Consider the following 26,384-nt stretch of genomic DNA (forward strand, 5'->3'; position numbering starts at 1 on the left):
CTCACGTCCCTCGGGGTTGGGCGCGTTGCTCTCTCAGGTCCCTCGGGTTTGGGCGGACCCTCTCTCACGTCCCTCGGGATTGGGTGCGTTGCTCGCTCAGGTCCCTCGGGTTTGGGTGCGTTGGGCCGGGCCTTGACCCCAGTTTTCGATGAGTCGTAGGCGAATTACGTGGTGAGCGGGCCTGCATCGTTGAGACGCGCGAGCTTCCACGCGGCGAGTCGGCCAATACCGACGGCCAAGGCAATCGTCGACGAGAAAAGTAGCGGACCCGTCGCCGAAAGTCCGTCAAATGGCGCACACAGGAGCAAACCGCCGGCGAAAAACGCGGCAACGTGAAGCCACTGATTCCGGACTCGACGCAAGGCCAACCCGAGAAGTGACCCCACTGCGGCACCAATGGCCCAGACCGGGAGCAGGCTGTAACCGAAGAAGATGATGGCCCATCCTGGTGCTTGAATACCCCAGGAGGCGCAGAACGTCAGGTGGGCTACGGCGATCCCCATAGCCAGTCCCTTGCCGCCAAGCACCACCCGGTCCTTGGACCCGTATGGCCATTCTCCGGACGGGCTCCGCGTCGCCAAAGAGTACTCATCCTCGTCAGTCCACGGGTCCTGGCTCATGGTTATCCTCCTGGACAGTGAGCGAGCGTCCGGCCTAAGGGTCCATTATGTGCGAGAGGGATTGTCGTTGATTCGTACCAGTTTCCAGATGGCCAAGCGACCAACGCCGGCTGCGACGGCTATGGACAACGAGAACATCAGTGGACCCGTCGAGGAGAGTCCCCCAAACGGTGCGCACATGAGCAAACCGGTGGCAAAAAATGCGGCCACGTGAACCCATTGCTGCCTCATGCGACGCAGGGCCAAGCCGAGAAGTGATCCCACACCGGCACCGATTGCCCATGTCGGGAGCAGGCTGTACATGAAGAAGATCACGGCCCATTCCGGACCCTGGATGGACAGCAAAATACTGAACGTCAGGTGCGAAACGGCGATTCCAACTGCGAGTCCTTTGCCGCCCAGCACCACTCTGTCCTTCGGCCCGTAAAGCCAACCGGTGGACGGGCTCCTAGCGGCCAACGCGTAGTCCTCATTGGTTGACCAGGGTTCCTGACTCAAGAATACCTCCGGGGATGTGAGAGAAGGTTCGCTTGAAGGGGCTTTTATGTGAGAGAGGGTTCGGTTGAAAGGGCGGTTATGTGAGAGACGGTTTGGGGTGCGTCCCCGCGATCTGGTTGAGCGCGACGGCCAGCGTTGGGTACTCAAAGGCGAACCCTGCGTCGAGCAACTTCCGGGGCTCCACCCATCTGCTCTTCAGCACCAGCTCCGTCTGTGTCCGGATCAGGACTGCGCCGGCCTCCAGCAGCCATGCTGGCGTCGGGATGCCAAAAGGGACACCCAGGCTCTGCCGAACCAGCGACATCAGTTCGCGGTTGTCCACGGGGTAGGGCGACGCTGCGTTCACGGGACCCGTCACTCCGGCATCCGCGTGGATAAACACCACCGCACGGAACAAGTCCTCGACATGGATCCAGCTGAACTTCTGGGTGCCCGGGCCCATGTGACCACCTAAGCCAAGCCTGGCCAGGTTCCGGAGGGGGCTCATGACGCCACCGGCCCCCAACACGATCGCAATGCGCAGCGGCACCTTCCGCGTAACCGGAACAGCAGCCGCCGTTAACTCGTCCTCCCAAGCGCGGGCCACATCCACGGAGAACCCGCTGCCAAGTTCGCCCGAAACCTCTGATTGTGGGTGATCTTCCGCGTGCCTGTAGATGGTTCCAGTACTCGAGTTGATCCACGTCCGGGGCGGTTCGGCGCACGCAGCAACAGCTTGAGCCAGCGTCCGCGTGGTCAAGACCCGGGAGTCCATGATCTCGCGCCGGTGCTTCTCGTCGTAGCGGCAATTCACAGACCGTCCGGCGAGGTTTATCAGCAGTTCGGCGCCGTCCAGCACTTTGGCGACGGCGCCGTCGTCGTCCCAACGCGCGTCAGCCGAAGCGTCCCGCCCAACCGTCTTGACCTGCCAACCTTCTTCAAGAAACCGACGCCGGAAGTAACTGCCAATGAAGCCGGTAGCGCCGGCGATCACCATTGTCCGCCGCATCACGAATCTTCCTTGACGGTGCGCACGAGTCCCAGGACGTCGTCGAACACCTTGCTGACACCCGGAATCTTCGCCAGTGACAGGCCGCGCGCCACCAGCGGGGCCGCGCCGTTGATCAGTTTCCGCGTACGCCGTTGTCCCTCGGACCGGTCGTAAACCCAGAACAGCGCGACGCCCATGTACGCCAGCCACAGCAGCTCTGGCAGATCCCCGCGCAGCTTCTTCGCGACGGCGGGGGAGGAACCTTCGACGGCGGACCGGAAGATCGCGAGCGACGCCTCGCGGGCGGCGGTGGACGCTTCGCCGAACGGGTTGACGGGCGACGACGGCCGGATCGCCGTGGCAATGAAATCGGAACCGAACTGGTGGTACGGCGCCATGACGTCGATTCCGGTGTGCAGCACTGCTTTCAGGCGCCCTGCGAGATCCTGGACGTTTTCGAGCGCCTGCGCCGCCACCACGGCGTGTTCGTCCTGCACCTGGATGTACAGCTCCTGGACCAGCTCGTCCTTGGATGCGAAGTAGTAGTAGGCGTTCCCGACGGAGACCCCCGCTTCCTGGGCAATGGCTCGCATGGTGGTCTTCTCGAAGCCGATTTCGCGGAACATCTTCAGCGCCACATCGGCCACCAATTGGCGGGTCTGCTCACTCTTTTGTGCCATGGTGCCGCTCCTCAAGCGAAGTTTTGAACGTGTTCAAGAACGAGTATGGCACATTTCTGAACGTGTTCAAAAGTGGCAGTTAGTGAGCGTTGGGTTCAAGCGCTGGGGATGTGATCGAGCGTTTGGTTCAAGCACGTGGGAGGTGAGAGAGGGCTGCTCGGAAGGGCGTGGGATGTGAGTGAGCGTTGGGGTGAAGGGGTGGGAGAATGGAATCGGTGCCGGGCCGGATGCCCCACCAACCACAGTGCTAATACAGCGGGGCACCACAACAAAGGAGCCTGCGCGAACCACTACGAAATGGATGACCCATGCCCTCGCCCTCAGGCTCCAGTACTTTGAGCAAGCCCGCGCCGCGCTTCGCGTCGATCGGCTCCCCGTATTTCGGCATCATGCTGGCCATCATGGCCGTGGTGCTGATCCTGTCCAACATCGGCGCGTCCAAGGGCGTAGTGTTCGGACCGATCATCACTGACGGCGGGTTCTTCCTGTTCCCGATCGCCTACATCCTGGGCGACGTGATGAGCGAGGTCTACGGCTTCAAAGTTGCACGCAAAGCGATCATTACCTCGTTCGCGCTCTCGGTGTTTGCATCCCTCTGCTACTGGATCATCATTGTGCTTCCCGGCTTCAGCGACGAGTACGGCACAAGCAAGCAGGCCGCCATCGAAGGCGCGCTTGGACCAGTGCCGCAGATCGTTCTCGCCTCGCTGCTTGCGTTCCTTGCCGGACAGACCATCAACTCCTGGATCCTCGTGAGGATGAAGGCCCTCACCGGCGAAAAAAGCCTGTGGGCACGACTGATGGGCTCCTCCGTGGTGGGCGAACTGGTGGACACCCTGATCTTCTGCAGCATCGCGGCGTCGGTCATCGGCATCACGGACTTCGGCTCATTCCTGAACTACGCCCTGGCCGGCTTCGTCTACAAGACGGCCGTGGAGTTCCTTTTCGTACCCGTCACCGTACTGGTGGTCGGCTGGATCAAGAAGCGCGAGCCGAGCTACGGGGTAGCGGCAGCCTAGTCTGCAACGGGAGCCCATCTCGATGGCTCGCTGCGCATTAGACGGTTCCTACCATCGAATGCGCAGCGAACCATCGAAACGGCCGAGCCGTCAGGAGTAGTACCGGCCCAACGTCTCCGCCTTGAACTCGAAGAAGTCCCCGGATTCGATGGCCAACCGGGCATCGTCCACCATCTTCACCACGAAGCGCTCGTTGTGGATGGAAATCAGCGTCGCCGAGAGCATTTCCTTGGCCTTGAACAGGTGGTGGATGTAGGCCCGTGAGTAGTTCACGCACGTGTAGCAGTCGCAGCCATCCTGCAACGGCCCGAAGTCCGTCTTGTAGCGAGCCCCGGACAGGTTGAACCGGCCAAACGGTGTGTAGAACGCCGAGTTTCGGGCAACCCGGGTGGGCGAGACACAGTCAAAGGTGTCGGCGCCGTTCTCGATGGCCGTGAAGATGTCGTCCGGCTCTGAGATCCCCAGGAGGTGCCGCGGCTTGTTTTCGGGCAGCTCTTCATTGCACCAGCGCACGATGGTGCCCAGGTTTTCCTTCTCCAACGCACCGCCGATCCCGTACCCGTCAAACGGCATGGCGCCCAGGTCCTGGCAGGCCTTCCGGCGCAGGTCCTCATATTGCGCACCCTGGATCACGCCGAACAATGCCTGGTACGGCTTGCCCTCGCGCGAAGAAGTCAACGACGCGTGTTCCTCCAGGCAACGCAGCGCCCACAGCCGCGTCCGTTCCAGCGACTCCTCCTGGTAGGCCCGGGAGTTCTGCAGCGTGGTGAGCTCATCGAAGGCGAACATGATGTCCGCACCGATCTGGTGCTGGACCTGCATGGAGATCTCGGGGGAGAAACGGTGCCGGTCCCCGTTCAGGTGCGATTTGAACCAAACTCCGTCGTCATCAATGTGCGCCAGCCGTTCCTTGCCCGGGGCCACGGCGTCATCCGGGCCGGAGCTGTCCACGTTCTTCATGTCGATGACCTTCTTGAACCCCGAGCCCAGGCTCATCACCTGGAATCCCCCGGAGTCAGTAAAAGTAGGCCCGGACCAATTCATGAACGCGCCCAGCCCACCGGCAGCGTCCAGAATTTCGGGCCCCGGCTGCAGATACAGGTGGTATGCGTTGGCCAGCACAGCCTGCGCGCCGAGTTCGGAGATGGACTCCGGCAGGACTGCCTTTACCGTTGCTTTGGTCCCGACGGCGATGAACGCGGGCGTCTGGATGGTCCCATGCGGCGTGGTGATGGTTCCGGTCCGGCCCAGGAAAGCGCCGCCGTTGGCCTCTACTTGAGCGTCCGACGGCGGGCACGTTTCAGTCAGGCGCTTGCCCACCGAAAAGGAGAACTCGGATTGCCGCGAGGACAATCCTGGCACGTCAGGCAGGGCGGGAGCAGGGGAAGATACAGGGGCTGATGAGGAAGCTGGCACGCTACCAAGTGTGCCAGCTTTACGGTGAGTAACCCGCCGAAAAACCCCTACGACCCGTAGCTCTCAGCCTTCCAGTTGTCCCACGATGACCGGATGTCTGCCAAGGTGTGGGCCCCCAGATCGTAGGTGGAGGCAATCACCATAGAGCCGCCGTCGGGCCTTTTTTCGGGAATCGGCAGCTGCTCAGCCACAATCAGCAGCCCGTCCCCATGCTCGGCGTAGCTGTGCACGGTGAGTCCTACCTGGTGCCGGCTCTTGAACCAGACCTTTCCGGAGATCTTCTCGCCTGTGGAAAGCGTGAGCGAGTACTCCTCCCCAACGGGCGGCAAATCCCCGAGCCCCAGCTTTTCAATCGCCGGTCCGCCCTTGCCCGGAAGCGAAATGAAGTGCGTCCGCCGGTGCCCATGCGGGTGCCGTTCCAAGGCGAAGCGCAGTTGATGCAGGAAGGTGAGCCAGCCCTGGGTGATGTCCTCGTCCCATTCAGCCCACTCGGAGTCGTGGTCGAGGGCCGCCCTGGTGACCCGCACTTCCGTTCCGCCAGAAACGGGGTGGAGCTCAAAGACATCGCCGCCGTTGACGGTCAGGCTCGTGTGATCGGGCCCCTCAATAACGTCGGTGTTAAAATAGATCTGTTTGATTTCGTCGGTGAGATCATCGGCCTCCCAGCCGTGCCATTGAGCCACCAGCGACGGTTCACGCAGCATCGTCCAAACCTGCTGCGCGTCGGCATTAACCACAACGCTCAGATTGTTCGTCATGGCCCCGAATCTACCGCCGTTCGCGCCCACATAACAGGGCTTGAAATACCCCGAATCGGCAGGTCCCGAAAACTAGGCCCGCACAGATTCCAGTTCGTTGCTGATCCGCCGGGCCAACTCGTCCTCGCCGATGGTCTTGGAACCGCCGTGGGCGCGCAGGAACATCAGCGCTTCAAGCCGGAGGAACCGCCAATCGCGTTCGGCTTCGTGATTGCCGTTGTCAATGGCGCGGAAGATTTCCTTGTCGTACAGGTTGGGTTCGTTGAGCGAGCGCTGGCGGACGCGGGCATTGATCCTGGCCTTGAACGGGTCTTCTTCCTGGGACTCGGGCGCACGCAGCAATTTCTCGTAAACCGCAGCACGTTCACTTTGTCCGGCTTCGCGGCAGATGAAACTGGACAGTGCCAGCGCCCGCTCAATGGACGCCCAGCGGTCCAGGTTGCCGTCAAATGGCAGCACGTTCAGCAGGTCCGCAACGGCCAGAGCATGGTCCGGATCCCGCAGCACAATGCAGAGGTCGAACGCCAGGTTGCTGAGATCCCGGAGGCAGCTGCCCGACTTGGTGTTGATGCCCTTGGCCAGACGATCCGCGAGGACCTGGACGCCGTTCTTGCCCTTATGGTTGGCAGCGGCGGCGCTCACCACGGCCTCCGGGGTGCCATCCGGCTCAGGAATCAGGGCCAACTCTTCGGCGCTGGGGCCGGTGTATGTGGGCGGCGTTTCCGGGCGGGGAGGCACGACGACGGCGGGTCCAGTGGAGGCGTCGGGGCCTCCTTCTGCGGAGGTGCTCGCGTCGGGCGTACTGGAGTCGGAGGTGCTGGAGTCGGGCGTGCCCGGGTCCGCTGGGTCGGTGGGGCCGTCAGCGCTGTCCGCTCCCACGCCGGCACCAGCCGCGTCACCCACAGGGACACTGGACCCGACAGCGATCCGTACCGAGCCGCCGTCGACCATTGTCACCAGCAGCAACGCGGCAACGCCGTAATCGTCGTTCTGCACCTCGATGCCGGCAATTTCGGCGGCAGGCCCGTCGCCGGGTGGATAGACAAAATCTCCGGGCCGCAGGTCCCCAGCCTGCTTCTCTCTGTACTGCTGTGTGGCTGGGCTGTGAGTCATCGGAAGTCCTTTGGTTCTCTTGGGGTCCGCCGTCCAGTCTACAAAGGGCGGCTGGTGCAGGTGCGGGGACCCGCTAGAGAACGATGCCCGAAAAAGCCAGCGCCTGGCGCACGAGGTTCCCGCGTCCGCCGTCGAATTCCTGCTGGACGTTCTCGCCCAGCACCTCCTGCGGCGTCATCCACGTCAGTTCCAGTGCGTCCTGCCGGGGTTCGCATTCGCCGGTCACGGGGATGATGTAGGCCAGGGAAACGGCGTGCTGGCGGTCATCCGTAAAGCCGGTCTGGGAGGGTGCCGGGAAATATTCGGCCACGGTGAAGGGGACAGGGCTGATGGGGAGCTGCGGAAAGGCCAAGGGACCGAGGTCCTTCTCCATGTGACGCAGGAGTGCTGCGCGGATGGTCTCTCGGTAGAGGACGCGGCCGGAGACGAGGTAGCGGACCATGTTGCCGTCGGCGTCGCCCTGCAGAAGCGTGCCAACTTCGTTCACGTACCCGAGCGGATCCAGCCTGACCGGAACGGCCTCCACGTAGACCATGGGGAGTCGGCCGCGGGCTTCGAAGAGGTCTTCATCTGAAAGCCAGCCTGGATACGGGTCGGGTGTACGTACGCTCATGGTTAAGTTCTACCCCATCCCCAGCCGAACTTCCTTGGTGGCGTTCCGGTGGCTGCGAGGTTACGCTCTCGGCGGTATTAGAGGGCCAGAATCGTCTCGAGCGGCTCCCTGGATGTTATGCGGGCGAGGATGGCTGGCTCGGCCGCGTCCGATGCGAGCGCCTTCCCCAGCACGTCGCGCGCGGCTTCGGGGGACAGGATGATCAGTCCGTTGTCGTCGCCCAGGACCAAGTCGCCCGGGTTGACTTCGACGCCTCCGCAGTGCACCGGGACATTGACGGCGGAACCCGTCCCGTACAGGCGCTTGGTGGTCAGGCATGACGTCCCACGGGCGAACACGGGGAGGCCGGTTTGGCGCAGTTCCAACACGTCGGTCGCTACGCCATCAACTACGACGCCGGCCGCACCTTGCGCGAGTGCTGCGGCTGCCGTGACGGCCCCTACCGGCGCGTGCTGGTGGTCGCCGCCCATGTCCACCACCAGCACATCCCCGCGCCGGAGCGCGAGGAGGGCGTGGTTCATGGCGATGGCGTCGTGGTCATCGATCCGGACGGTGACGGCGGGGCCGGCGATCTTCACGTTTGCCAGCAAGGACTGGATGGCGGGGGAGACGAAGCCGTCGTCGAGGAAGTGGCCGATGGTCGGGTAGCTGACATCGCTCAGGTCCTGCAGGAGTGTTGGGGTCACGGGGTCACCTCCGGTTTACGGGCAGCGACCTGACGGGCAAGGACGGCCACGCATTCGATTTCCAAGGACACACCCCACAGGCTCACGCATACGGTGGTCCGGGCCGGTTTGGCGGTGCCGAAGTATTCCACGTACACGCGGTTGTACTCCTCCAGCTGGTCCTGGCTGGTCAGGTAGGTGTTGACCTTGACCACGTGGTAAAGGCTGGACCCGGCGGCTTCCAAAACCCCCGCGAGGTTCTGGATGGTTTGCCGGACCTGCCCTTCAAAGGTGTCCGGCTGGTCATCCAGGCCGGTGATCGCGGGGATCTGGCCGGAGGTGAAGACGAAACCGTTGGCAATGACCGCCGGGGAAAAAGGCCCGACGGCGGGCGCCTGGCCGGGGATGCCGGCCAGGCGCTCGATGGTGCTTGGGTTCACTTGGCTGCCGCGGCTTCCGTCGACGAACCGGCGGAGGAGGAGCCGGCAGCAGCCGGGGCTTCGTCGACGGCATCGATGTTGCCGTACCGGGTTTCGGTCAGCAGGAAGAGGGCCACCAAGGACAGCCCGGCTGCGGCCATGATGTACCAGGCGATCGAGGAGCTCTGTCCTGTCATGCCCAGCAGCCAGGTGGTGACGAACGGGGTGGCGGCGCTGCCCAGGAGGCCGGACAGCATGTACGCCACGGACAGGCCGGAGTAGCGGACCTTGGATCCGAAGAGCTCGGCAAGGAAGGTGGCGATGGGGCCGTAGTTGGCGCAGAACGCGGTCATCATGGCCAGGTAGGCGACGAAGAGCAGTGCCACGGACTTGGTGTCCATGAGCCAGAACATGGGGAACGCGAGGGCGGCCTCGGCGGCAACACCGGCGAAGATGATCGGTTTGCGGCCGAACTTATCGGAGAGCTTTCCGAAGAACGGGATGAGGAACAGTCCCAGGATGCAGGAGGCCAGGACCACCCAGAGCATCAGGCTCTCGGAGTGGCCGAGTTCCTTCTTGCCGTAGGAGACGCCGGAGGCCACCAGCAGGGTGAAGGTGCTGCCCGTGGACAGGGTGGCGACGCCGCCCAGGACAACCTGCTTCCAGTACTTGGCCATCAGCGCGGCGAAAGGCATCTTGGCTTTGGCGCCGGCGGTCTTGACTGCCTGGAAGGACGGGGTTTCCTCGATGTGCAGCCGGATGTAGATACCAACAGAAACCAGCAGGACCGAGGCCAGGAACGGAATGCGCCAGCCCCACGAGTACAGGGCCTCGGTGCTGACCGTGGAGGCCACAATCAGGAAGGCCACGTTAGCGATCAGGGTGCCTGCGGGAACGCCAACCTGTACCAGTGAACCGTAGAAACCGCGACGGGCGGGAGGAGCGTGTTCAACCGTCATCAGGACGGCGCCGCCCCACTCGCCGCCCAGGGCCAGGCCCTGGATGACGCGGAGGAACAGCAACAGCAGTGGCGCCATGATGCCGATGCTGTTGTAGTCGGGCAGCAGGCCGATGGCGAAGGTGGCCGCTCCCATGGTCAGGAGGGAGACCAGCAGCATGGACTTGCGGCCCAGACGGTCACCGAAGTGGCCGAAGATGATAGCGCCCACCATGCGGGCAATGTAGGCGGAAGCGAACGTGCCAAACGCCAGCATGGTGCCGACGATTGGATCGAAGCTGGGGAAGAAGATCTTGTTGAAGACGAGGGCCGACGCTGTTCCGAAGACGAAAAGGTCGTACCACTCGACGGTGGTGCCAATAACGCTGGCAAGGGCAATCTTGCGCATCTTGGCCAGGTCCAGCCTGGATGTGGATGCGGAGGAAGTATCTACCGTGTGGGCCATCTGATTCTCCGGATGGGGTGCGGGGACGAATGTCCGGTGCAAGGTAGCTCCAACTATGGTGTGTGCCCGATCACACCATCAATGGCATAAACTCCAGCAAAATGCGGCCAGGAATGTGGAAACACACACCGAAGCGCGGGCGCCGTCACAAGAGCCCTACGCCCACGCCACCACCAGCCTTGCCGTCTTCGCTGGAACTGCGAGGTCGATTCCCGTCAGCTCCTGGAAACGGTTGAGCCGGTTGAGGATGGTGTTCCGGTGGCAGAACAGTTGCTCGGAGGTAACGGTGACATTGCCGGTGGCCAGGTAGTTCCGGACGGTTTCCAGCAGCCGCTCGCGCTCGCCGCCCCGGCACTCGGCCAAGGCTTCTTCAAGTTCCGCTGCGAGGTCCAAGCCGGCGTCCTGCAGGTTTTGCTGCGCCAACCTGGCCCAAGCGGAATCGGCTGACAGCGGACCGGAATCGCGGGGCCGCAGTAAAGCGGCGAGGCTCTCGGCGGTACGGGCGGCCCCTGGGAAGGCGCGCAGTCCAAGGACTTCGGGCACGTAGCCGCAAGGGACATCGACGACGCCGGGTGGCAGCTGCTGGCCTTCGGCTTCAGGGCTGTGCGTCTCGCCTCGGGGTTCAGGACCCCGCGTCCGAACGGCCGGAAGAGCCCAGAAAACATAGGTGTTGCCGCCGGATTCGTGCAGGAACAAGCGCTGCCGGGTGTGCTGCCCCGATCCGAACTGGGATGTTGCGGCGCGAAGTCGGGCTCCGGGTTCACCGCTTGCTGCCACCAAGGCGAAACGCTGCTCAGGGTTGATACCCAGTGCCGAAGCTACTTGGGAGGACGTTTCCAGGGACGGGCTGCTCTGGTTGAACAGCCGGGCAATGAACTCCCGTTGGATGCTGGACTCTTCCTGTGCCATGCTGACGCGCTCGGTCAGGTAGCTGGTGTGCGTCCGGGTGGCGAATTCGTCCACCACGCTCCACACCTGGTCCACTCGGGTGGCCAGCAAGGCGGCGTCCTCGGTGTGGGCGATTTCCAACAGTTCGGCCCAGAGGATGCTGAAGTCCAGCCGCACGGCAGAGGTGAGGGATTCCGGTGGAATGCCGGCTCTGGCGCGTTTGGAGCCGAGGTCGGAAGCGAAATCGAGCAGGCCATCGCGGCTGTCCGTCCTGCCATTCCTCAAGCCGTTGATGAGCCGCCGGAATGTTTCCCGCGCAGTCTCCTGGATTTCCAGGACCGTCACTTGGCTTTCGCCGTACTCGGGGATCTCCCGCACCCTTGTGGTGAAGGCCTGCGCCAGCGTGTCCAGCCTGCCTTCAAGCTGATCCACCAGCTCGGTCCAACGAGCGGCATGCCCGGATGTATCAGAATTGTGCATTCACACATTCTAGCGCCCTGATTCCGTGATGTATTGCTAGTTATTTTGGGAAAAACTACTGGCACTATGGATTGAGTCACACAAATATGTCCGGGCACCCCCAACGCCCGGTCCCATTCGCACTCATGGAGCAACTATGGCAAGCACGGTCAGCGGAGCCACGGACGCCAGTCCCGCGGCAGTACGCGTCGTCGATGAAAGCGTTACCAAGAAGGTGGCCCTGGCCGCCCTCGTGGGCACTGCGCTGGAATGGTACGACTTCTTCCTTTTCACCACAGCCGCTGCGCTGGTGTTCAACGCACAGTTCTTCGTTTCCCAAGACCCCTTCGTGGCGGCCATGGGATCCTTTGCCACTCTTGCGGTCGGCTTCGTAGCCCGCCCGATCGGTGGCTTCATCTTCGGTGCCCTCGGAGACAAGGTTGGCCGCAAGAAGATCCTCATGGTCACCATCGTGGGCATCGGAATTGTCACCGGCCTCATCGGTCTCCTGCCGAACTACATGACCATCGGCTTGGCAGCCCCCATCCTGCTGGTAGCCCTGCGCATCGTTCAGGGCCTCGCGGTAGGTGGCGAGTGGAGCGGCGCGGTGATTATCGCCGTCGAGAATGCGCCCGTGGAAAAGCGTGCACGTTACGCCGCCCTGCCGCAGATCGGTTCCCCGATCGGCACCATCCTGTCCTCCGGCGGCTTCTTCGGCATGCTGTTTCTGGTGGGACAAACCAACTTTGACGCGTGGGGCTGGCGCATCCCCTTCATCGCCGCCATCCCGCTGCTTGCCATCTCCCTGTGGATCCGCAGCCGCCTCAGCGAATCACCCGAATTTGAAGCCCTCATGGAGTCCGGCGAGACCGAACACGCCCCCATCCGCGGCGTCCTGAAGAACAGCTGGCGCCAGATCCTGGTGGGCATGTGCTCGGCTTTACTGGGCATCGGCGGTTTCTACCTCATCACCAGCTTCGTGGTCTTCTACGGCACCAAAGTCCTCAAGCTGCCCTCTGAACTCCTGCTCATGGGCACCCTGCTCGCTGCAGCCCTGGAGATCGGCGCCCTCATCTGGGCCGGCCGCCTGGGTGAAAAGTTCGGCGCCAGCAAGGTCATCCTGTGGGGCGGCGTGGCCTCGGCCATCATCGCAATCCCCGTCTTCCTCGCCATCGACAGCCGCGACCCCATCCTTGTTGTCCTGGGCATGATGATCGGCGTCGCCGTCCTCTCTATCCCATACGCCGTCTCCGGCACCGCACTGACTGCCCTGTTCGCCACGAAGGTCCGCTACACCGGCGTCGCCATCACCTCCAACACTGCCGGCGTCATCTCCGGCTTCGTGCCGCTGATCGCCACCGCATTGGTAGCAGCCAACAACTCCTTCTGGCCCGGCGCCATCATCCTGCTGGTGGTTTCCGTACTGACGGCACTCTCCGGGTTGTTCCTCCCCGCGCTTTCCATCGAAGAAGAAGGAATGAAGCATTGAGCACAACGACCGCCGGCCACTTGATCGTCGCCCAACTGGAAAAGGCAGGCGTCAAGCGTGTCTACACCGTTCCCGGCGAGAGCTTCCTGGATGTCCTTGACGGCCTGCACGGCTCGCCCATCCAGAACGTGGTGGCCCGCCAGGAAGGCGGTGCCGGGTTCATGGCACTCGCCGAAGGCCGTCTGACTGAACTCCCGGGCGTTGCCATGGTGACCCGCGGTCCGGGTGCGGCCAACGCCTTCATCGCCATCCACACCGCCTACCAGGACGCCACTCCACTCATCCTGTTCGTGGGCCTGATCCCCGTAGCGGACCGGGGTCGCGAGTCCTTCCAGGAATTCGATATCAACGCCTGGTTCGGCAGCACCGCCAAGAAGGTAGTGACCCTCGATGACGCAGCGTCCGCCGCCCGCGTGGTGGACGACGCCATCTTCACCGCCCTCAGCGGACGCCCCGGCCCAGTGGTCATCGGCCTCCCGGAAGACGTGTTGGTGCACGTCGTGGAGAACGCCACCGTGGAACCCCGCAGGATTGCCCGTCCCCAGCCGGCCTCCGCTGATCTGTCCGGCCTCACGCGAATGCTGGCGGCGGCACGCAAGCCGCTGGTCGTCGTCGGCGGTGAAGGGTGGACGCAAGAGTCCGGCGAGCAGTTGGCCGCGTGGGCGAGCCAGCACCGGATCCCGGTGGTTGCCGACTTCCGCGCCTACGATGCCGTTCCGCACCGCAGCGACGCCTACGCCGGCTTCCTGGGTTACGGCCGCAGCGACGCCAACGCCCAGCGCCTGGACGACGCCGATCTGATCATCTTTGTTGGCTGCGTCCGCGGCGATGTCCTGTCCGATGGCTACAAGCGCGGACTCAATGCCGAAACCGTCGTGGTCAACGCCGACGCCAACCTCTTGGGCCACTTCGGCCGCGTGGACCAGCACATCATCGCGGATGTCACGGCGTTCGCTGCGGCACTGGCTTCCACCCACGCGACCACCCACGCGACCGGCAACCGCGAGGAGGGCTGGTTCGCCAGCGCCCGCGCCGATCAGCTCAGCTTCTCTACGCCAGCGCCCGACGGCGGCATCGGCGTAGACCTGGGTGTCGCCATGGAGGTCCTCAAAAAGGAAATGGCCGACGACGCCGTCCTCACCTTCGGCGCCGGAAACCACGCCCTGTGGCCCGCCCGGTACCTGGACCACAACTCGGCCAATTCCCTGGCCGCTCCGCGCAATGGCGCCATGGGCATGGGCATCCCTGCAGCCGTGGCAGCCTCGCTCGCTTACCCGGGCCGTCAGGTCATCTCCGTGGCAGGCGACGGTTGTTTCATGATGAACGGCCAGGAGATCGCCACGGCCATGGGCTACGGCGCAAAATTTATCGTCCTGGTGGTGGACAACGGCATCTTCGCCACTATCCGCGAACACCAGGAAGCGCACTATCCTGACCGGCCCTCCGGCACGCACATGACCAACCCGGACTTCGCCGCCCTCGCCCGTTCCTACGGCGGTTACGGCGAGCGTGTTGAACGCACGGAAGACTTCACCGCCGCGTTCCGCCGCGCCGTCGACTCCGGCCTCCCGGCCTTGCTGCACCTGCCGCAGGACCCCACCACGCGTTCTCCCAAGACTTCAACGAACTGACCGGAGCCTCCTGTGATTCAGCTTCAGAACATCATCAACGGCGAGTCCGTGGACGCCGCGGCCAGCCTGCCGTTCTTCGACCCCGCCACGGGCCAGCAGATCGGCACCGCCCCGGACAGTGACGCCGCCGCTGTCGACTCCGCCTTCCAAGCCGCTGCCGCAGCTTTCAAGAGTTACAAGCGCACGACGCCGGGAACGCGCCAGTCGCTGCTGTTGCAGCTGGCCGACCTCATTGAGGCGAATGTTGACCGTCTGCTCGAGGCCGAGGTGGCCTGCACCGGCAAGCCTTCCGCCCTCACCAAAGAGCTCGAGATCCTGCGCGGCGCGGACCAACTGCGCTTCTTCGCCGGGGCATGCCGGGTGGTTTCCGGCACGGCGCAGACCGAGTACGTGGAGGGTTTCTCCTCCACCATCCGGCGCGAACCCATCGGCGTGGTCGCCCAGATTACGCCGTGGAACTACCCGTTCATGATGGCCATCTGGAAGATCGGTCCGGCCCTCGCCGCGGGCAATACCCTGGTCCTCAAGCCTGCCGACACCACCCCATGGTCCACGCTGGTCCTGGGTGAACTGGCACAGCAGGTCTACCCGGCCGGTGTGGTGAACATTGTTTGCGGCGGCCGCGACGCCGGGGCTGCGATGGTGGAGCACGACATCCCCGAAATGGTGTCCATTACCGGCTCCACCCGGGCCGGCGCGCAGGTCATGTCTGCAGCTTCCAAGACCCTCAAGGACGTTCACCTTGAGCTTGGCGGCAAGGCGCCCGCTGTGGTGTTTGCCGACGTCGATATCCAACGGACGGCCAGCGAAATCGCGTTGGCTGCCTTCTTCAACGCCGGGCAGGACTGCACGGCAGTGACCCGCGTCCTGGTGCACCAGGACATTCATGCGGAGTTCGCAGCAGCCCTGGCTGACGCCGCGTCCGCCCTGAAGGTAGGCGGCGGGGAAGCCGATCTTGGCCCGCTCAACAGCGCCGCGCAGTTGGAGCGCGTGGAGGGCTTCATGTCCCGCCTGCCAGCCAACGCCCGCGTCCTGTCCGGCGGCAAGCGCACCGGAACCGGCTTCCACTTTGAGCCAACGGTGATCGACGGCGTCTTCCAGACAGACGAGGTGGTGTGCGACGAAATCTTCGGCCCGGTGCTGACGGTCCAGCCGTTCGCCACCGAGGAAGAAGCCATCGAACTCGCCAACGGCACCAAGTACGCGCTGGCATCCAGCGTGTGGTCCGAGAACCACGGCGTAGTCACCCGCGTATCCAACGAGCTCGACTTCGGGGCCGTCTGGATCAACTGCCACCAGGTAATTCCGGCCGAAGCACCACACGGTGGCTTCAAGCACTCTGGCACGGGCAAGGACCTCTCCGTCTACGGCCTTGAGGACTATACCCGCATCAAATCCGTCACCACCTCCCACCGCTAGAACCTGACATGAAACTCGACCTCCTCCTGCGGAATGCAGAGATCATCACCATGGATCCGGACCGCCCGGTGGCCGGTTCGCTGGGCATCTGGCAGGGCCGCATCGTGGGCCTCGACGAAGACCTCGATGGCTTGGACGCCGTTGAAGTTCTAGACCTTGGCGGTGCCACCGTCACTCCAGGCTTCATCGATGCCCACTGCCACACCACCTGGTTCGGGCTGGGCCTGGCGGAGCTGGACGTGTCCGGTGCCCGCGGCCTGGAAGAGCTCTATGGGCTGCTGACAGCTGCTGTTGCCAATACCAATACCAATACCAATTCCAATGTCAATGCCGGGACCGACGGCGAGGGCTGGCTCTTCGCTACCGGGTTCAGCCAGACACAGCACGGCGGGTCCTTCCCGGACATTGCCGAGCTGGACCGCATCACGGGGGAGCGGCCGCTGTTCATGCGCCACAACTCCGGGCACATGGCAGTGGTCAACACCGCCGCGCTGCGGCTGGCAGGTGCCGAGTCGCCGTCGTTTCCGGATCCCGACGGCGGAGCGATCATCCGCGACGCAGCGGGACATCCCACCGGACTCGTCCAGGAGACGGCCCAGGAACTGATCCAGCAGCTGATCCTGCCGTATTCGTTGGAGGACATCGAAGCCGCCCTCGAGAGGGCCACGTTGTACTACGCCTCCGAGGGCATCACGAGTTTCACCGAGGCCGGGGTGGGCGGCGGATGGATCGGGCACAGCCCGGCCGAGCTCGCCGCCTACCAGAGCGCTGCCGCCAACGGCCGGTTGCATGCCCGTGCCCAGGTGATGCCGGTGCTCGATGTGCTGCACGGCCTCAACGGGCATGCTTCTGACAGTGTTGGTGCCGCCCCGGCCGGGCTGGATCTTGGCATCACCAGCGGCTTTGGGAATGACTACCTGTCCCTGGGACCGGCAAAGGTGTTCCTGGACGGCTCGCTTCTGGGCGAAACCGCCGCCGTCAGCCACGAGTTCTGCAGCCACGGCCACAAAGACAACCGCGGCAATACGGGCTACTTCCAAGCGGACCCCGCCCAGCTGCGGGAACGCATCGAGGCCGCCTACGCCGCCGGGTGGTCCATAGCGGCCCACGCCATCGGGGACAGGGCCGTTGACCTCGCGGTGGATATCATCAGCGACTGCCAGGCCATGTACGGGCAGCGCCGCTTGCCCAACAGGATTGAGCACGCGTCCATGACGCGGCCCGAGCAGCTGACAAGGCTCGCGGAGGCAGGAATCGCCGTGACACCCCAGGCAAGTTTCTTCTGCGACGGCGGGGACGGCATGACCGCGTCCCTCGGGCCGGACCGTTTGCCGTGGGCCTACCGGGCAGCCAGTTTCCTGGAAGCAGGAGTTGTCTTGGCCGGTAGCTCGGACCGGCCCGTCGCTGACGGAAACGTGCTCCGCGGCATGCAGGCGTTCGTGGACCGCCGGACCGGGTCCGGGGCCGTCTTCGGGAACCCGGCCGAACGCCTCACCCCACACCAGGCACTCGCCGCCTACACGTCCGGAGCCGCCGCAGCAACAGGTTCCCTTGCGGACAAGGGCACGCTGTCGCCGGGCAAACTCGCCGACTTTACCGTCCTTTCCGCCTCACCGTTGACGGCACCCAGCATCAGCGAACTTCAGGTCCTGGCCACCGCCGTCGGAGGCCGCTTTACGTATCAATCAACCGACTTCCACGCGGAACCTTCCTCGGAAAGTCCGTTCAAGGCCCCTGTTTCAGCGGGCCGTGTTTCAGCGACACAGAGCTCATAGGGGAGACCATGACAACTACCACACGTTTCACCGCCCAGGACACCGCCTTCGTGCAGGACTTCCGGACCATGAGCGCCTTCGGTGCCACGGCGAACGGCGGCGTTGACCGCCAAGCCGCAACCATTCCCGACGGCGAACAGCGACGCTGGCTCACCGGCCTCCTGGAGGAGCACGGCTTCACGGTGAAGTTCGATCACGCCGGCAACCAGTGGGGCCTCTACGAAGCCGTGCCCGGTGCGCCCTTCGTGGTGGTGGGCTCGCACATGGACTCACAGCCGACGGCGGGACGTTATGACGGCGCATACGGCGTCCTCGCGGCTGCCCACGCCGCGTTCCGGTTGGCTGCCCGTTGGGAAGCCGGCGCCACGGCACCCAAATTCAACCTCGCCGTCGTCAACTGGTTCAACGAGGAAGGCAGCCGCTTCAAGCCCTCCATGATGGGCTCGTCCGTGTACACCGGCAAGCTGGAGTTGGAGGACGCCCTCAACACCCAGGACGCCGCCGGGATTGCGGTGCGCGACGCACTGGACGCGATTGGTTGCCGCGGCACCTTTGAAGGACCGGAAGCCGCGTACTGCGCCGAGATCCACATCGAGCAGGGGCGCAGCATGGAGCGCGAAGGCGTCACCATCGGGCTTGTCAGCTCCAACTGGGCCGCGAACAAGTATGAGTTCGTGGTCCACGGCGAGCAGGCACATACCGGTTCCACCGTCATCGCGGACCGCAAGGATGCCCTGCTCGGTGCCTCGATGCTGGTAGTTGCGGCACGCGAACTCGCCGACCGCTTCCCCGGGGTGCTCCACACCTCGGTGGGCCAGCTCAACGTGTACCCGAACTCGCCCGTGGTGGTGCCATCCAGGGTGAACCTGCTGCTGGACCTGCGCAGCGCCGACGAAGCCGTCTTGGCCGAGGCCGACGCACTGCTGCACGCCCGCATCACGGAGATCGAACGGCTGGCCAACGTCTCTGTGGAAAAGAACCACTCACACTCCTGGGCGGTCACCCCATACCAGCCGGAGGGTGTGGAACTCGCGGCCAAGGTGGCCGCCGACCTGGGGCTGGCCAACAAGGAAGTCATGACCTTGGCCGGGCACGACTCCACCAACATGAAGGACCTCGTCCCCACCGTGATGCTCTTCGTGCCCAGCGTGGACGGCATCTCCCACAACGAGCACGAATACACCACGGACGAAGACATCGTGGCTGGCCTGACCATGCTCACCGAGGTGGTTGCCCGCCTGTGTGACGGGGCGCTGGAGGATTAGCGGGTTTCCGGCGTCGGCGGTGTTGGTGCTCTCTCCACCACGATCGACGCCGGTGCCGAGCCGCCCGCAGCATCCGGATTGGCCACGTACAGCACGTCCTCGCTGATTCTGGCCTCGATTTTTGCTTCGGTGAGCCGGTGCAACAACGGTTCCAACCCGCCGTCGTACTCGAAGGAGAGGTCCCCGTTAACGCTGTCCGCGCCGTGGATCGCCCGCAGGATGCCGCCGTTCTTGGTAGTGAACGTGGCTGATTCGTCATCCTCCGTGCGCGGCCGGGCGCCGATGTTGCGGAGATCGTTGGCCGCAAGGCCCCCAAAGGGACTGATCCAGCTGGCTACTACGGCCAGCGCCGGGTCGGCCTCCGTGGACGTGGTCCACGTGTCATCGGCTGCCCTCGTGGCAGGGAACGCAAAGAACTCGAAACCGTCCTCGGCAGCGATCCGCACAGTGGGTCCGTCCTGGGTTTCAGTCCAGTCTGCCTGGGTGCCGTCTTCCTCGGTGCGGCGCGCAAATTCCGCCAGGTTGCCCACCTCCACACCGAAGATCGTGGAGCCATCCAACGGGTGGCCGTGCTCCACGAAGCCCACCGCGAGGCGACCCGAGCCGGCGTCGAACTCCCACCAGCCGTCCTCGTCCAGGGTCTTCACCAGCCCCAGCGCTTGGAGGAGCGTGGACCACTGCGCTGGGCGGGACGTGTAGTGGGTGGGACGGGATCGCAGCATGGGTCCTCCTAGGCTGGGTGGTCACTTCCCAGCCTATGCCGCGTGGCCTTGCCTGGGGTCGCCCGTTTCACAGCAGAATGGACCCATGCCCCTTGAGCTCCAGGAACTCCTTATCAAAGACGGCGCCGCGTGGCGTGACTGGCTTTCGGCGCACGCTGCCGAGAGTCCGGGAGTGTGGCTGATCCTGCACAAGAAAGGCGGCACTGTCACGGAGTTGGACTATGACGCGGCCCTGGATGAGGCACTGTGTTTCGGCTGGATCGACGGTCAAGCGAAGAGCCGCGACGACCAAAGCTACATGCAGCGCATGACGCCGCGCGGCCGCAAAAGCATCTGGTCAGCCCGGAACGTGGGGCATATTGCCCGCCTGGAATCCGAGGGCAAAATGACCGACGCCGGACGTGCCGCCGTCGAAGCCGCCAAAGCCGATGGCCGCTGGGAAGCTGCCTATGCCGGTCCCGCGGACTCCGTGGTCCCGGACGATCTCGCCGCCGCCATCGCCGCTGTGCCGGAAGCGCAGGCGATGTTCGATGTCCTGACCTCCCAGAACCGCTTCGCCCTGATCCACCGCACCAACGGGGTGAAACGCGCAGAGACCCGGGCCCGCAAGATTGCCGGGTTTGTGGAGATGCTGGCCCGGCACGAAACGCCGTACCCGCAGAGGAAGCGCCCCGCCTAGCTTGGCGCCAGGGCAGCGGCTGCTTCGAACGTCATCCAGGCTTGAAGCTGCGTGGAAAGTTCGACGGCGGCACCCACCGGATACGTCTCGGCCGCCGGCCGCAGGGGATCAGGAGAAAAAATAAGCGCCGGAGTTCCGGTGGGGGCGTTGGAGCGCCGCAGTTCCGGCGCTTCACGGCGCGTCAGCCAGAACGCTTCGGCCGTAGCGTGCACCAAGGCCCGGGCAGTTTCCCGAGCCGCGGCGGGCAACCGTTGATCCCGCGCGGCGAGTGCGAGGTAGCGGACCAGGATGCCGGTGAAAAGTCCGCCGTCGCCCGTACCGTCGCCTTGGATGACACGTGTTCCGGGCAGGGTCAGTTCGCGGGACACCGACTCAACCAGCCCCGCAGCACGATCCAGGTTTTCCTGGCCACCAAGTTCCAGGAAGGCGCCAAGGACCGGGCCTTGGTTGTAGGTGTAGACGGCATCCTCCAGGACGGTGTCACCATGGCGGATGCGAAGTCCATCCATGTAGACGCCCCGTTGCGGGTGGAAAAGCCGGCTGTTGAGCCACGTCACCAGCGACTGTGCCCGTTCACTGTGCCCAGTTCGGGCGAAGTAAAGCGCCACAGGAGCTGTGGCAGGGGTGTTCTTGAAGTCCCGTTGCGTGCTCCAAAACGTTCCGCCGCCCAGATCGTCTGTGGAGGCCGAGTCGAACTGCAGGGTCAGCTTCTTGCGGACGTACGCGTTGCGCCGTCGACCCGGGTTTTTGGTTTCCTCCGCCAGCTTCTCCAGCCGGAGCGTGGAGAGGGCGAGCCAGGCCATGTCGTCGTAGAAGTGGTTCTCGAACCTCAACAGGTTCCGCAGCCGGATGGTGGTGACCAGCCGCGAAGCGAGCCTGCCCGCACTGGGGCGGGAGGCGCCGTCGAACTTTGTTGTGGTGGCCAGCTCACGGCGGCCGGCGTCCACCAGGCAATCGACATAATGCGCCTGCCACCAGTAATGCCAGGGACCAAAGACGCTGCGAAGGGTGTTGGCGGGAAGGCTGACCGCCCCGATGTGCGTGCCGGGAAGGAAAAGCAGGCGCCGGCCGAAGGTCCGCGTTACTGATCGGGCGGCCTGGTTGGCGCGCGTTGCCCACTCATCCGGGCCTGTGAGGGGGAGCGGCTGGTCGGCAGCGAAAGCGTCGGCGGGCATGGCCCCAGCCTACCGAGGGTGCGCCGGCTCACAATTCCAGTTAACATGCATTAACGGATTTTGGGTCTGCATCAAGGAGGATGAATGGACATCAAGGGCACGGTCGCGCTGATTACCGGTGGGGCATCAGGGCTGGGGGCCGCCACCGCGAAGCGGTTGTTCGATGCCGGAGCGTCGGTGGTCCTGGTGGACCTGCCGCAGTCGGCGGGAGACACCTACGCCGCAGAACTGAACGCCGGGGGTGCAGGTTCTGGTCCGAGGGCTGTCTTCGTCCCCGCCGACGTCACCAATGAAGCGCAGGTTCAGGCCGCCGTCGATGCTGCAACCGCTCTTGGCCCGCTGCGGATCGTCGTTAACTGCGCGGGCATCGCCACACCCGGCAAGGTGCTGGGACGCGACGGCGTGCTGCCCCTCGAAACGTTCAACAGAGTCATCCAGATCAACCTCGTGGGAACCTTCAACGTGATCCGGCTCGCCGCCGCAGCCATGGTGGAAACCGACCCGGTTTCCACCGAACTGGGCGGACCCGAGCGCGGCGTCATCATCAACACAGCATCCGTGGCAGCGTTCGAAGGCCAGATCGGACAGCCTGCCTACGCTGCTTCGAAAGGTGCCGTGGCGGCCATGACCCTGCCCCTGGCACGCGAACTCGCACGTTCGCTGATCAGGGTGGCCACCATAGCCCCCGGCATCTTTGAAACACCCATGATGGCAGGTCTCCCACAAGCGGCCCAGGATTCCCTGGGTCAGCAGGTCCCGCATCCCGCGCGGCTGGGCCGTGCGGCCGAATACGCACAATTGGCCGCGCATATAGTGGAGAACGCCATGCTGAACGGTGAAACAATCCGGTTGGACGGCGCCATCCGAATGGGAATCAAATGATGGGCGACTACAGCGGTGGTGCGGATTCCCCAACTCCCGGGGCGGTGGCGGCGGGCTCCGCGGATGCGAGACCTTCCTCCGGTGCGATACCGTCCTCGGTGGCGGGGCTGCCCACCGCCGACTTCTTCGACTTCGAGTCGCTGCTCAGCGTCCAGGAACAGCGGAAACTCAACGAACTCCGGACCTTCCTTGCCTCGGAAATCGCGCCGTACGCCGGACAATGGTGGGAAAAGGCCGAGTTCCCCGAACATATACTGCCCAAACTCGCGGCGCTGCGGCTCAGCGCGCCTGCCCAGCGGGGGTACACGCACCTGTTCGCCGGCCTGGTGATCGCCGAGATGACCCGGGTGGACACGTCGATTGCCACGTTCTTCATGGTCCATCACGACCTCTTCGTTGAATCGCTGTACGACTTCGGGAGCGACTCCCAACAGGACCGCTACCTCGACGACGCCTCGAACCTGCGCACCACCGGCGCCTTCGCGCTCACCGAACCGAACCATGGCTCAGATGTGGCAGGTGGCATGGAGACTACGGCGCGGAAGGTCCAGAGGGCAGCCTCCGACGGCGGTGACTACTGGGTGGTCAACGGCGCCAAGCGCTGGATCGGCAACGGGACGTTCTGCGACTACATGCTGGTGTGGGCCAAAGACGAAGCCGACGGAGCAATTCGCGCGTTCATCGTTGACGCTTCACTTCCCGGCATCACCCGCAGCCGCATAGAGAACAAGATCGCGCTGCGGACAGTGCAGAACGCCGATATCCGTTTCGTTGACGTTGAAGTCGCCGAAGCGGATCGCTTCGCCGGGATCAGCAGCTTCGTCGATACCAACCATCTGTTGCGAGGCTCCCGGATCATGGTTGCCTGGCAAGCCGTAGGCCAGCAACTGGCGGCGTTCGACGTTGCCCGGCAGTACGCCGTTGAGCGCATGCAATTCGGGAAGCCGCTCGCCAAGTTCCAACTCATCCAGCAACACCTGGTGGACATGCTGGGAAATGCGGTGGCCAGCATGGGGATGATGGTGAGGATCGCCCAACTGCAGGAAGACATTTCCACGGATGCCCAAGGCGTTCGCCACGGTGGCGCCGACATGGCCCAGGTGGCCCTCGCCAAGGCCTACTGCAGCGCCCGTATGCGGGAGACAGTGGCTTTGGGCCGGTCCATTCTGGGCGGCAACGGAATTGTCACGGACTACCGGATCGCCAAAATCTTCGCAGACGCTGAAGCCATCTACACCTACGAGGGTTCCTACGAGATCAATTCGTTGATAGTCGGCCGCGCAGTGACGGGGGTTTCAGCAATCACCTAGCCCCGGCGGGCTTTGCGGTCCGCACTTCAATCCTGGGGGAGTTTCTCGCCGGCCTCCACCCGTACATCGATCGAATTGCCCCGCACCGGCATGGGGCATGTGCCGTAGGGGGTGAAAGCGCTGGGGTAGTTGATGCTGCGGTTGAAGTCGATCACAACGGACCCGTCCGGGCGGGGGCGAGGGATGAAGACCTTTCGCCACTCGTCTGTGGTGGCGCCGTTGGTCTCATCGTGGAAGGTCACGTTGAGGGCGCCCAGCTTCTCTTCCTCCGCGTGGAGCCGGATTTCATGGGGGACACCCGGTACGTGGAAAACGATCTCACCCACTGAGCGATGGACCCCGTCCACCAGAGGATTGGCCGTACCGATAGGAACGTCCTGAGGCTCGTCATACGCTTCGAAACGTCCCTGAATGACCCACCCGGCGTTGTAGTCGTAGCTGGGAACGCCTTGGAACTCCGTCAGAACGGGAGAGCCGTTGTCCCGGGTACGGATGGCGTACTTATCAGCGCGCATGGCAAGCTCCACCACCACTTGTTGACCGTCGGCGCCGCCGTACTGAACCCACATCAGTGACTCTTCATCCTGCAGGGCCGCGCTGACTGTCCCGTCCACAGGCTCGCCGGTCTCGACGAACGTGAGGCCGTCCGCTGCGCTCGCCGAAAGAAAAGCTGTTGAGCCGTCAGTAGACCAGCGGCCGGGGGCCAGCTCGACCTCGCTCGGGTCCGACTCCAACCACTGGAAGGAGGTCAGGGTCAGCCAGCCGTGCTCGGTGGCCAGGGCCGTGTGCCGACCCGCACGGAACCTCTCCCAACGGGCCAGCTGGGCATCGGTTGCTGTGGTGGGCGAGCTCATGGGTCTCCTCGGCTTGTCTTCGCGTCACTCGGCGTGACTGCACTTTCCTCAACTATGCGCCGGGCGTGGGCATTCCCTGAAGTCGACCCGACGCCGGGGGCGCCGTTGCATTGGAACGGCTCGCGCTGGCCCCCAACCCATGCCAGCGCGAGCCGAGATTGGAGAACCGACTGATGGGCTGGACATCGTGTGCCCCGCCCATCAGTCGATCCAGCCCTCAGCGGGCCTTGCTAGTGCGACCTGCGGCTGGACCAGCGTGATCCCGCGAAGGCGAGCAACGATCCTACGGCCAGGAGGGCGGCCGCAATAAAGACGAATGCCGCTCCCTGTGAACCCGTGTTGGCCAGCGGTTCCTCGGGCGCCTCTGCAGCAGGTTCCGACGGGTTCTCCGTGGGCCCTGCAACGAGGGGTTCGGTAGTCACGACAATGGGCTCGTCTGTTGCAGTGGGGGTGGCCGTGGGCATGGGCGTGGCGGTGCTCGGGCTTGGTGCGGGTGTTGCACTTGCCGTCGCCGTTGGCGTGGTGGTGCTGGCGCTCGGGCTTGGTGTGGAGGTTGCCGTGGGCGTGGTGGGGCTTGGGCTGGGTGTGGCGGTGCTCGGGGTTGGTGTTGGTGTAGCCGTTGCTGTGGGCGTGGGCGTGGGCGTGCCGTTGCCTGTTCCACTTCCGCTGCTCCGGCGGGTCTGGGCCGACACGGGTGTTTCCTCCCCCGAGATTGTGACAGTTCCGCTGTTCTCGTAGACGTCCAATGCCGGATCGGTCACCTGGGTCACGACGTAGAGCTCTACGTGAAGGCCTTCGGGAAGGCCAGTCCAGCTCGCCGTGAGTTTCTGCGGAGTGCAGTCGAGGCTTGCAGGGTACTGCTCGTTGGCATAAGGCTCTGTGATGTTTCCGTCGTCGTTCAACACGCGGCCAACGCGGGGCGTCACCCGGCTGCAGTCGATCTCCATGCCTGCGGCCGGGGTATCGGTAATCACCACGTCGTTGGTCCTCGCAGGCATCGGCGGCATGTAGAAGATCGACTCAAGGACCGTCTGGGCGGGGTCAACCCACCACATGGCTTTGCCTGCTTCTGTCGGGAGGGACGGCCCGCACTCCGACGTGCAAGGCTGAACATCTACTGGGACGCGCAGGACTGTGGAGCCGACAGTAAAGCTCAGTTCCTCAATTTCGCTGTCACCGGGATCAACCGAGTATTGGGTGCTGAAGGAACACGTTCCGCCGACATTGAGGGGCTGTTCCGCCACAAAGTCTGTCAGCGTGAATACCACCAAGCCGGAGTCGTTTGCCATGGCAGTGGCCACTGCTTCGCCGTCAGGATTCTGCAAATCAAATGATGTGACTCCAAACCAGCGCAGTTGCGGCGGCAGTTGGATGCTGAAAGTGTCACCTGGACGGGAGTTGTCCGGCACGGACCATTCACACGTCAGATCCACTTGGTCCCACTGACTGGAAACCACTGATTCCGTCCTCAGGGTGATTTCCGCGTCCGTCAGCTCTGCAGCGCTGGCGGGCAAGGCAGTCATGCCCAGTCCCAGGACGGCCATGACAACCGCCAGAAGGGCGGCCACCAATGACGCGGTTTTTAGATGGATCTTATTTTTCATGTGTTGGATGGTCCTTAGAATCCGTGGTGAGGTGCTCCGTCAATAGATGAGTGGTGGG

At 64.0% G+C, this 26,384-nt stretch carries 25 protein-coding genes; 9 read left to right on the forward strand and 16 right to left on the reverse strand.

Annotated features, from left to right (window positions below):
• Positions 1 to 164: 164 nt before the first annotated feature.
• The 4 genes from RQH14_RS15745 to RQH14_RS15760 form a co-directional block, all read right to left on the reverse strand.
• On the reverse strand, positions 165 to 620 hold the full coding sequence (locus RQH14_RS15745) for a hypothetical protein (RefSeq protein WP_311214112.1): 456 nt from the start codon (positions 618 to 620) through the stop codon (positions 165 to 167).
• Positions 621 to 665: 45 nt separating this feature from the next.
• Positions 666 to 1,118 carry a hypothetical protein gene (locus RQH14_RS15750; protein ID WP_311214113.1) on the reverse strand — a complete coding sequence of 151 codons (453 nt, stop codon included), beginning with the start codon at positions 1,116 to 1,118 and terminating at the stop codon, positions 666 to 668.
• A 76-nt stretch (positions 1,119 to 1,194) separates the two neighbouring features.
• Positions 1,195 to 2,109, reverse strand: a complete 915-nt coding sequence (locus RQH14_RS15755; protein WP_311214114.1) for a TIGR01777 family oxidoreductase — start codon at positions 2,107 to 2,109, stop codon at positions 1,195 to 1,197.
• On the reverse strand, positions 2,106 to 2,768 hold the full coding sequence (locus RQH14_RS15760) for a TetR family transcriptional regulator (protein ID WP_311214115.1): 663 nt from the start codon (positions 2,766 to 2,768) through the stop codon (positions 2,106 to 2,108). The genes RQH14_RS15755 and RQH14_RS15760 overlap by 4 nt, the downstream gene beginning before the upstream one ends.
• Positions 2,769 to 3,076: 308 nt before the next feature.
• On the opposite strand from RQH14_RS15760, the gene RQH14_RS15765 reads away from it, so the two are divergent.
• Positions 3,077 to 3,787, forward strand: coding sequence for a queuosine precursor transporter (locus RQH14_RS15765; RefSeq protein ID WP_311214116.1), 711 nt, complete (start codon positions 3,077 to 3,079; stop codon positions 3,785 to 3,787).
• A 90-nt stretch (positions 3,788 to 3,877) separates the two neighbouring features.
• Here the strand turns inward: RQH14_RS15765 and tgt are convergent, their stop codons facing one another.
• From tgt to RQH14_RS15805, 8 genes are all read right to left on the reverse strand, one after another.
• Positions 3,878 to 5,203: a tRNA guanosine(34) transglycosylase Tgt gene (tgt, locus tag RQH14_RS15770; RefSeq protein ID WP_311214117.1), complete on the reverse strand. Its 1,326-nt coding sequence runs from the start codon at positions 5,201 to 5,203 to the stop codon at positions 3,878 to 3,880.
• A gap of 47 nt (positions 5,204 to 5,250) precedes the next feature.
• The gene (locus tag RQH14_RS15775) at positions 5,251 to 5,961 is read right to left on the reverse strand and encodes an SRPBCC domain-containing protein (protein ID WP_311214118.1); all 711 of its coding nucleotides are present in this window, start codon (positions 5,959 to 5,961) and stop codon (positions 5,251 to 5,253) included.
• Positions 5,962 to 6,033: 72 nt separating this feature from the next.
• Positions 6,034 to 7,074 (reverse strand): DUF6707 family protein, encoded by a 1,041-nt coding sequence (locus RQH14_RS15780; protein WP_311214119.1) that lies wholly within the window; start codon positions 7,072 to 7,074, stop codon positions 6,034 to 6,036.
• 73 nt (positions 7,075 to 7,147) lie between these two features.
• Positions 7,148 to 7,687 (reverse strand): NUDIX hydrolase family protein, encoded by a 540-nt coding sequence (locus tag RQH14_RS15785; protein ID WP_026541888.1) that lies wholly within the window; start codon positions 7,685 to 7,687, stop codon positions 7,148 to 7,150.
• 77 nt (positions 7,688 to 7,764) lie between these two features.
• The gene (locus tag RQH14_RS15790) at positions 7,765 to 8,373 is read right to left on the reverse strand and encodes an RraA family protein (protein ID WP_311214120.1); all 609 of its coding nucleotides are present in this window, start codon (positions 8,371 to 8,373) and stop codon (positions 7,765 to 7,767) included.
• Positions 8,370 to 8,792, reverse strand: a complete 423-nt coding sequence (locus RQH14_RS15795) for a RidA family protein (RefSeq protein WP_311214121.1) — start codon at positions 8,790 to 8,792, stop codon at positions 8,370 to 8,372. The genes RQH14_RS15790 and RQH14_RS15795 overlap by 4 nt, the downstream gene beginning before the upstream one ends.
• Complete coding sequence (locus RQH14_RS15800; RefSeq protein WP_311214122.1) at positions 8,789 to 10,174, reverse strand: MFS transporter; 1,386 nt, start codon at positions 10,172 to 10,174, stop codon at positions 8,789 to 8,791. Before RQH14_RS15800 ends, RQH14_RS15795 begins: the two co-directional genes overlap by 4 nt.
• A gap of 156 nt (positions 10,175 to 10,330) precedes the next feature.
• Positions 10,331 to 11,542: a helix-turn-helix domain-containing protein gene (locus tag RQH14_RS15805; protein WP_311214123.1), complete on the reverse strand. Its 1,212-nt coding sequence runs from the start codon at positions 11,540 to 11,542 to the stop codon at positions 10,331 to 10,333.
• A gap of 136 nt (positions 11,543 to 11,678) precedes the next feature.
• Here RQH14_RS15805 and RQH14_RS15810 point away from each other — a divergent pair, with 136 nt between their 5' ends.
• From RQH14_RS15810 to RQH14_RS15830, 5 genes are read left to right on the forward strand one after another with little or no spacing between them, the layout of a single operon-like run.
• The gene (locus tag RQH14_RS15810) at positions 11,679 to 13,010 is read left to right on the forward strand and encodes an MFS transporter (RefSeq protein WP_311214124.1); all 1,332 of its coding nucleotides are present in this window, start codon (positions 11,679 to 11,681) and stop codon (positions 13,008 to 13,010) included.
• Positions 13,007 to 14,641 (forward strand): thiamine pyrophosphate-dependent enzyme, encoded by a 1,635-nt coding sequence (locus tag RQH14_RS15815; protein WP_311214125.1) that lies wholly within the window; start codon positions 13,007 to 13,009, stop codon positions 14,639 to 14,641. Before RQH14_RS15810 ends, RQH14_RS15815 begins: the two co-directional genes overlap by 4 nt.
• Positions 14,642 to 14,653: 12 nt before the next feature.
• Positions 14,654 to 16,060, forward strand: coding sequence for a gamma-aminobutyraldehyde dehydrogenase (locus tag RQH14_RS15820; protein ID WP_311214126.1), 1,407 nt, complete (start codon positions 14,654 to 14,656; stop codon positions 16,058 to 16,060).
• 8 nt (positions 16,061 to 16,068) lie between these two features.
• A complete protein-coding gene (locus tag RQH14_RS15825; protein ID WP_311214127.1) occupies positions 16,069 to 17,835 on the forward strand; it encodes an amidohydrolase in 1,767 nt (588 codons plus the stop codon).
• An 8-nt stretch (positions 17,836 to 17,843) separates the two neighbouring features.
• On the forward strand, positions 17,844 to 19,100 hold the full coding sequence (locus RQH14_RS15830) for a M20 family metallo-hydrolase (RefSeq protein WP_311214128.1): 1,257 nt from the start codon (positions 17,844 to 17,846) through the stop codon (positions 19,098 to 19,100).
• On the opposite strand, the gene RQH14_RS15835 is transcribed toward RQH14_RS15830, so the two are convergent.
• Positions 19,097 to 19,822, reverse strand: a complete 726-nt coding sequence (locus tag RQH14_RS15835) for a hypothetical protein (protein ID WP_311214129.1) — start codon at positions 19,820 to 19,822, stop codon at positions 19,097 to 19,099. The genes RQH14_RS15830 and RQH14_RS15835 overlap by 4 nt on opposite strands.
• A gap of 85 nt (positions 19,823 to 19,907) precedes the next feature.
• On the opposite strand from RQH14_RS15835, the gene RQH14_RS15840 reads away from it, so the two are divergent.
• Positions 19,908 to 20,501, forward strand: coding sequence for a YdeI/OmpD-associated family protein (locus RQH14_RS15840; protein ID WP_311214130.1), 594 nt, complete (start codon positions 19,908 to 19,910; stop codon positions 20,499 to 20,501).
• Here the strand turns inward: RQH14_RS15840 and RQH14_RS15845 are convergent.
• On the reverse strand, positions 20,498 to 21,676 hold the full coding sequence (locus RQH14_RS15845) for a glycoside hydrolase family 76 protein (RefSeq protein WP_311214131.1): 1,179 nt from the start codon (positions 21,674 to 21,676) through the stop codon (positions 20,498 to 20,500). The genes RQH14_RS15840 and RQH14_RS15845 overlap by 4 nt on opposite strands.
• An 84-nt stretch (positions 21,677 to 21,760) precedes the next feature.
• On the opposite strand from RQH14_RS15845, the gene RQH14_RS15850 reads away from it, so the two are divergent.
• A complete protein-coding gene (locus tag RQH14_RS15850; RefSeq protein WP_311214132.1) occupies positions 21,761 to 22,558 on the forward strand; it encodes an SDR family NAD(P)-dependent oxidoreductase in 798 nt (265 codons plus the stop codon).
• Positions 22,555 to 23,868 carry an acyl-CoA dehydrogenase family protein gene (locus RQH14_RS15855; RefSeq protein ID WP_311214133.1) on the forward strand — a complete coding sequence of 438 codons (1,314 nt, stop codon included), beginning with the start codon at positions 22,555 to 22,557 and terminating at the stop codon, positions 23,866 to 23,868. Before RQH14_RS15850 ends, RQH14_RS15855 begins: the two co-directional genes overlap by 4 nt.
• A gap of 26 nt (positions 23,869 to 23,894) precedes the next feature.
• Here RQH14_RS15855 and RQH14_RS15860 read toward each other — a convergent pair whose 3' ends face one another.
• Positions 23,895 to 24,722 carry a DUF1684 domain-containing protein gene (locus RQH14_RS15860; RefSeq protein ID WP_311214134.1) on the reverse strand — a complete coding sequence of 276 codons (828 nt, stop codon included), beginning with the start codon at positions 24,720 to 24,722 and terminating at the stop codon, positions 23,895 to 23,897.
• Positions 24,723 to 24,952: 230 nt separating this feature from the next.
• Entirely contained in the window at positions 24,953 to 26,326 is a 1,374-nt protein-coding gene (locus RQH14_RS15865) for an Ig-like domain-containing protein (RefSeq protein ID WP_311214135.1), read from the reverse strand.
• Positions 26,327 to 26,384 lie beyond the last annotated feature (58 nt).

Origin of the sequence: Arthrobacter sp. WCS2018Hpa-7 (assembly GCF_031843805.1) — a bacterium.
GTDB lineage: Bacteria > Actinomycetota > Actinomycetes > Actinomycetales > Micrococcaceae > Arthrobacter.

What these genes read in the sequence shown, in the direction of transcription:
- RQH14_RS15745 (WP_311214112.1), bottom strand. Translation starts at nt 620, where the DNA reads ATGAGCCAGGACCCGTGGACTGACGAGGATGAGTACTCTTTGGCGACG.
- RQH14_RS15760 (WP_311214115.1), bottom strand. Translation starts at nt 2,768, where the DNA reads ATGGCACAAAAGAGTGAGCAGACCCGCCAATTGGTGGCCGATGTGGCG.
- RQH14_RS15765 (WP_311214116.1), top strand. Translation starts at nt 3,077, where the DNA reads ATGCCCTCGCCCTCAGGCTCCAGTACTTTGAGCAAGCCCGCGCCGCGC.
- RQH14_RS15775 (WP_311214118.1), bottom strand. Translation starts at nt 5,961, where the DNA reads ATGACGAACAATCTGAGCGTTGTGGTTAATGCCGACGCGCAGCAGGTT.
- RQH14_RS15780 (WP_311214119.1), bottom strand. Translation starts at nt 7,074, where the DNA reads ATGACTCACAGCCCAGCCACACAGCAGTACAGAGAGAAGCAGGCTGGG.
- RQH14_RS15785 (WP_026541888.1), bottom strand. Translation starts at nt 7,687, where the DNA reads ATGAGCGTACGTACACCCGACCCGTATCCAGGCTGGCTTTCAGATGAA.
- RQH14_RS15800 (WP_311214122.1), bottom strand. Translation starts at nt 10,174, where the DNA reads ATGGCCCACACGGTAGATACTTCCTCCGCATCCACATCCAGGCTGGAC.
- RQH14_RS15805 (WP_311214123.1), bottom strand. Translation starts at nt 11,542, where the DNA reads ATGCACAATTCTGATACATCCGGGCATGCCGCTCGTTGGACCGAGCTG.
- RQH14_RS15810 (WP_311214124.1), top strand. Translation starts at nt 11,679, where the DNA reads ATGGCAAGCACGGTCAGCGGAGCCACGGACGCCAGTCCCGCGGCAGTA.
- RQH14_RS15825 (WP_311214127.1), top strand. Translation starts at nt 16,069, where the DNA reads ATGAAACTCGACCTCCTCCTGCGGAATGCAGAGATCATCACCATGGAT.
- RQH14_RS15830 (WP_311214128.1), top strand. Translation starts at nt 17,844, where the DNA reads ATGACAACTACCACACGTTTCACCGCCCAGGACACCGCCTTCGTGCAG.
- RQH14_RS15835 (WP_311214129.1), bottom strand. Translation starts at nt 19,822, where the DNA reads ATGCTGCGATCCCGTCCCACCCACTACACGTCCCGCCCAGCGCAGTGG.
- RQH14_RS15840 (WP_311214130.1), top strand. Translation starts at nt 19,908, where the DNA reads ATGCCCCTTGAGCTCCAGGAACTCCTTATCAAAGACGGCGCCGCGTGG.
- RQH14_RS15845 (WP_311214131.1), bottom strand. Translation starts at nt 21,676, where the DNA reads ATGCCCGCCGACGCTTTCGCTGCCGACCAGCCGCTCCCCCTCACAGGC.
- RQH14_RS15850 (WP_311214132.1), top strand. Translation starts at nt 21,761, where the DNA reads ATGGACATCAAGGGCACGGTCGCGCTGATTACCGGTGGGGCATCAGGG.
- RQH14_RS15855 (WP_311214133.1), top strand. Translation starts at nt 22,555, where the DNA reads ATGATGGGCGACTACAGCGGTGGTGCGGATTCCCCAACTCCCGGGGCG.
- RQH14_RS15860 (WP_311214134.1), bottom strand. Translation starts at nt 24,722, where the DNA reads ATGAGCTCGCCCACCACAGCAACCGATGCCCAGCTGGCCCGTTGGGAG.
- RQH14_RS15865 (WP_311214135.1), bottom strand. Translation starts at nt 26,326, where the DNA reads ATGAAAAATAAGATCCATCTAAAAACCGCGTCATTGGTGGCCGCCCTT.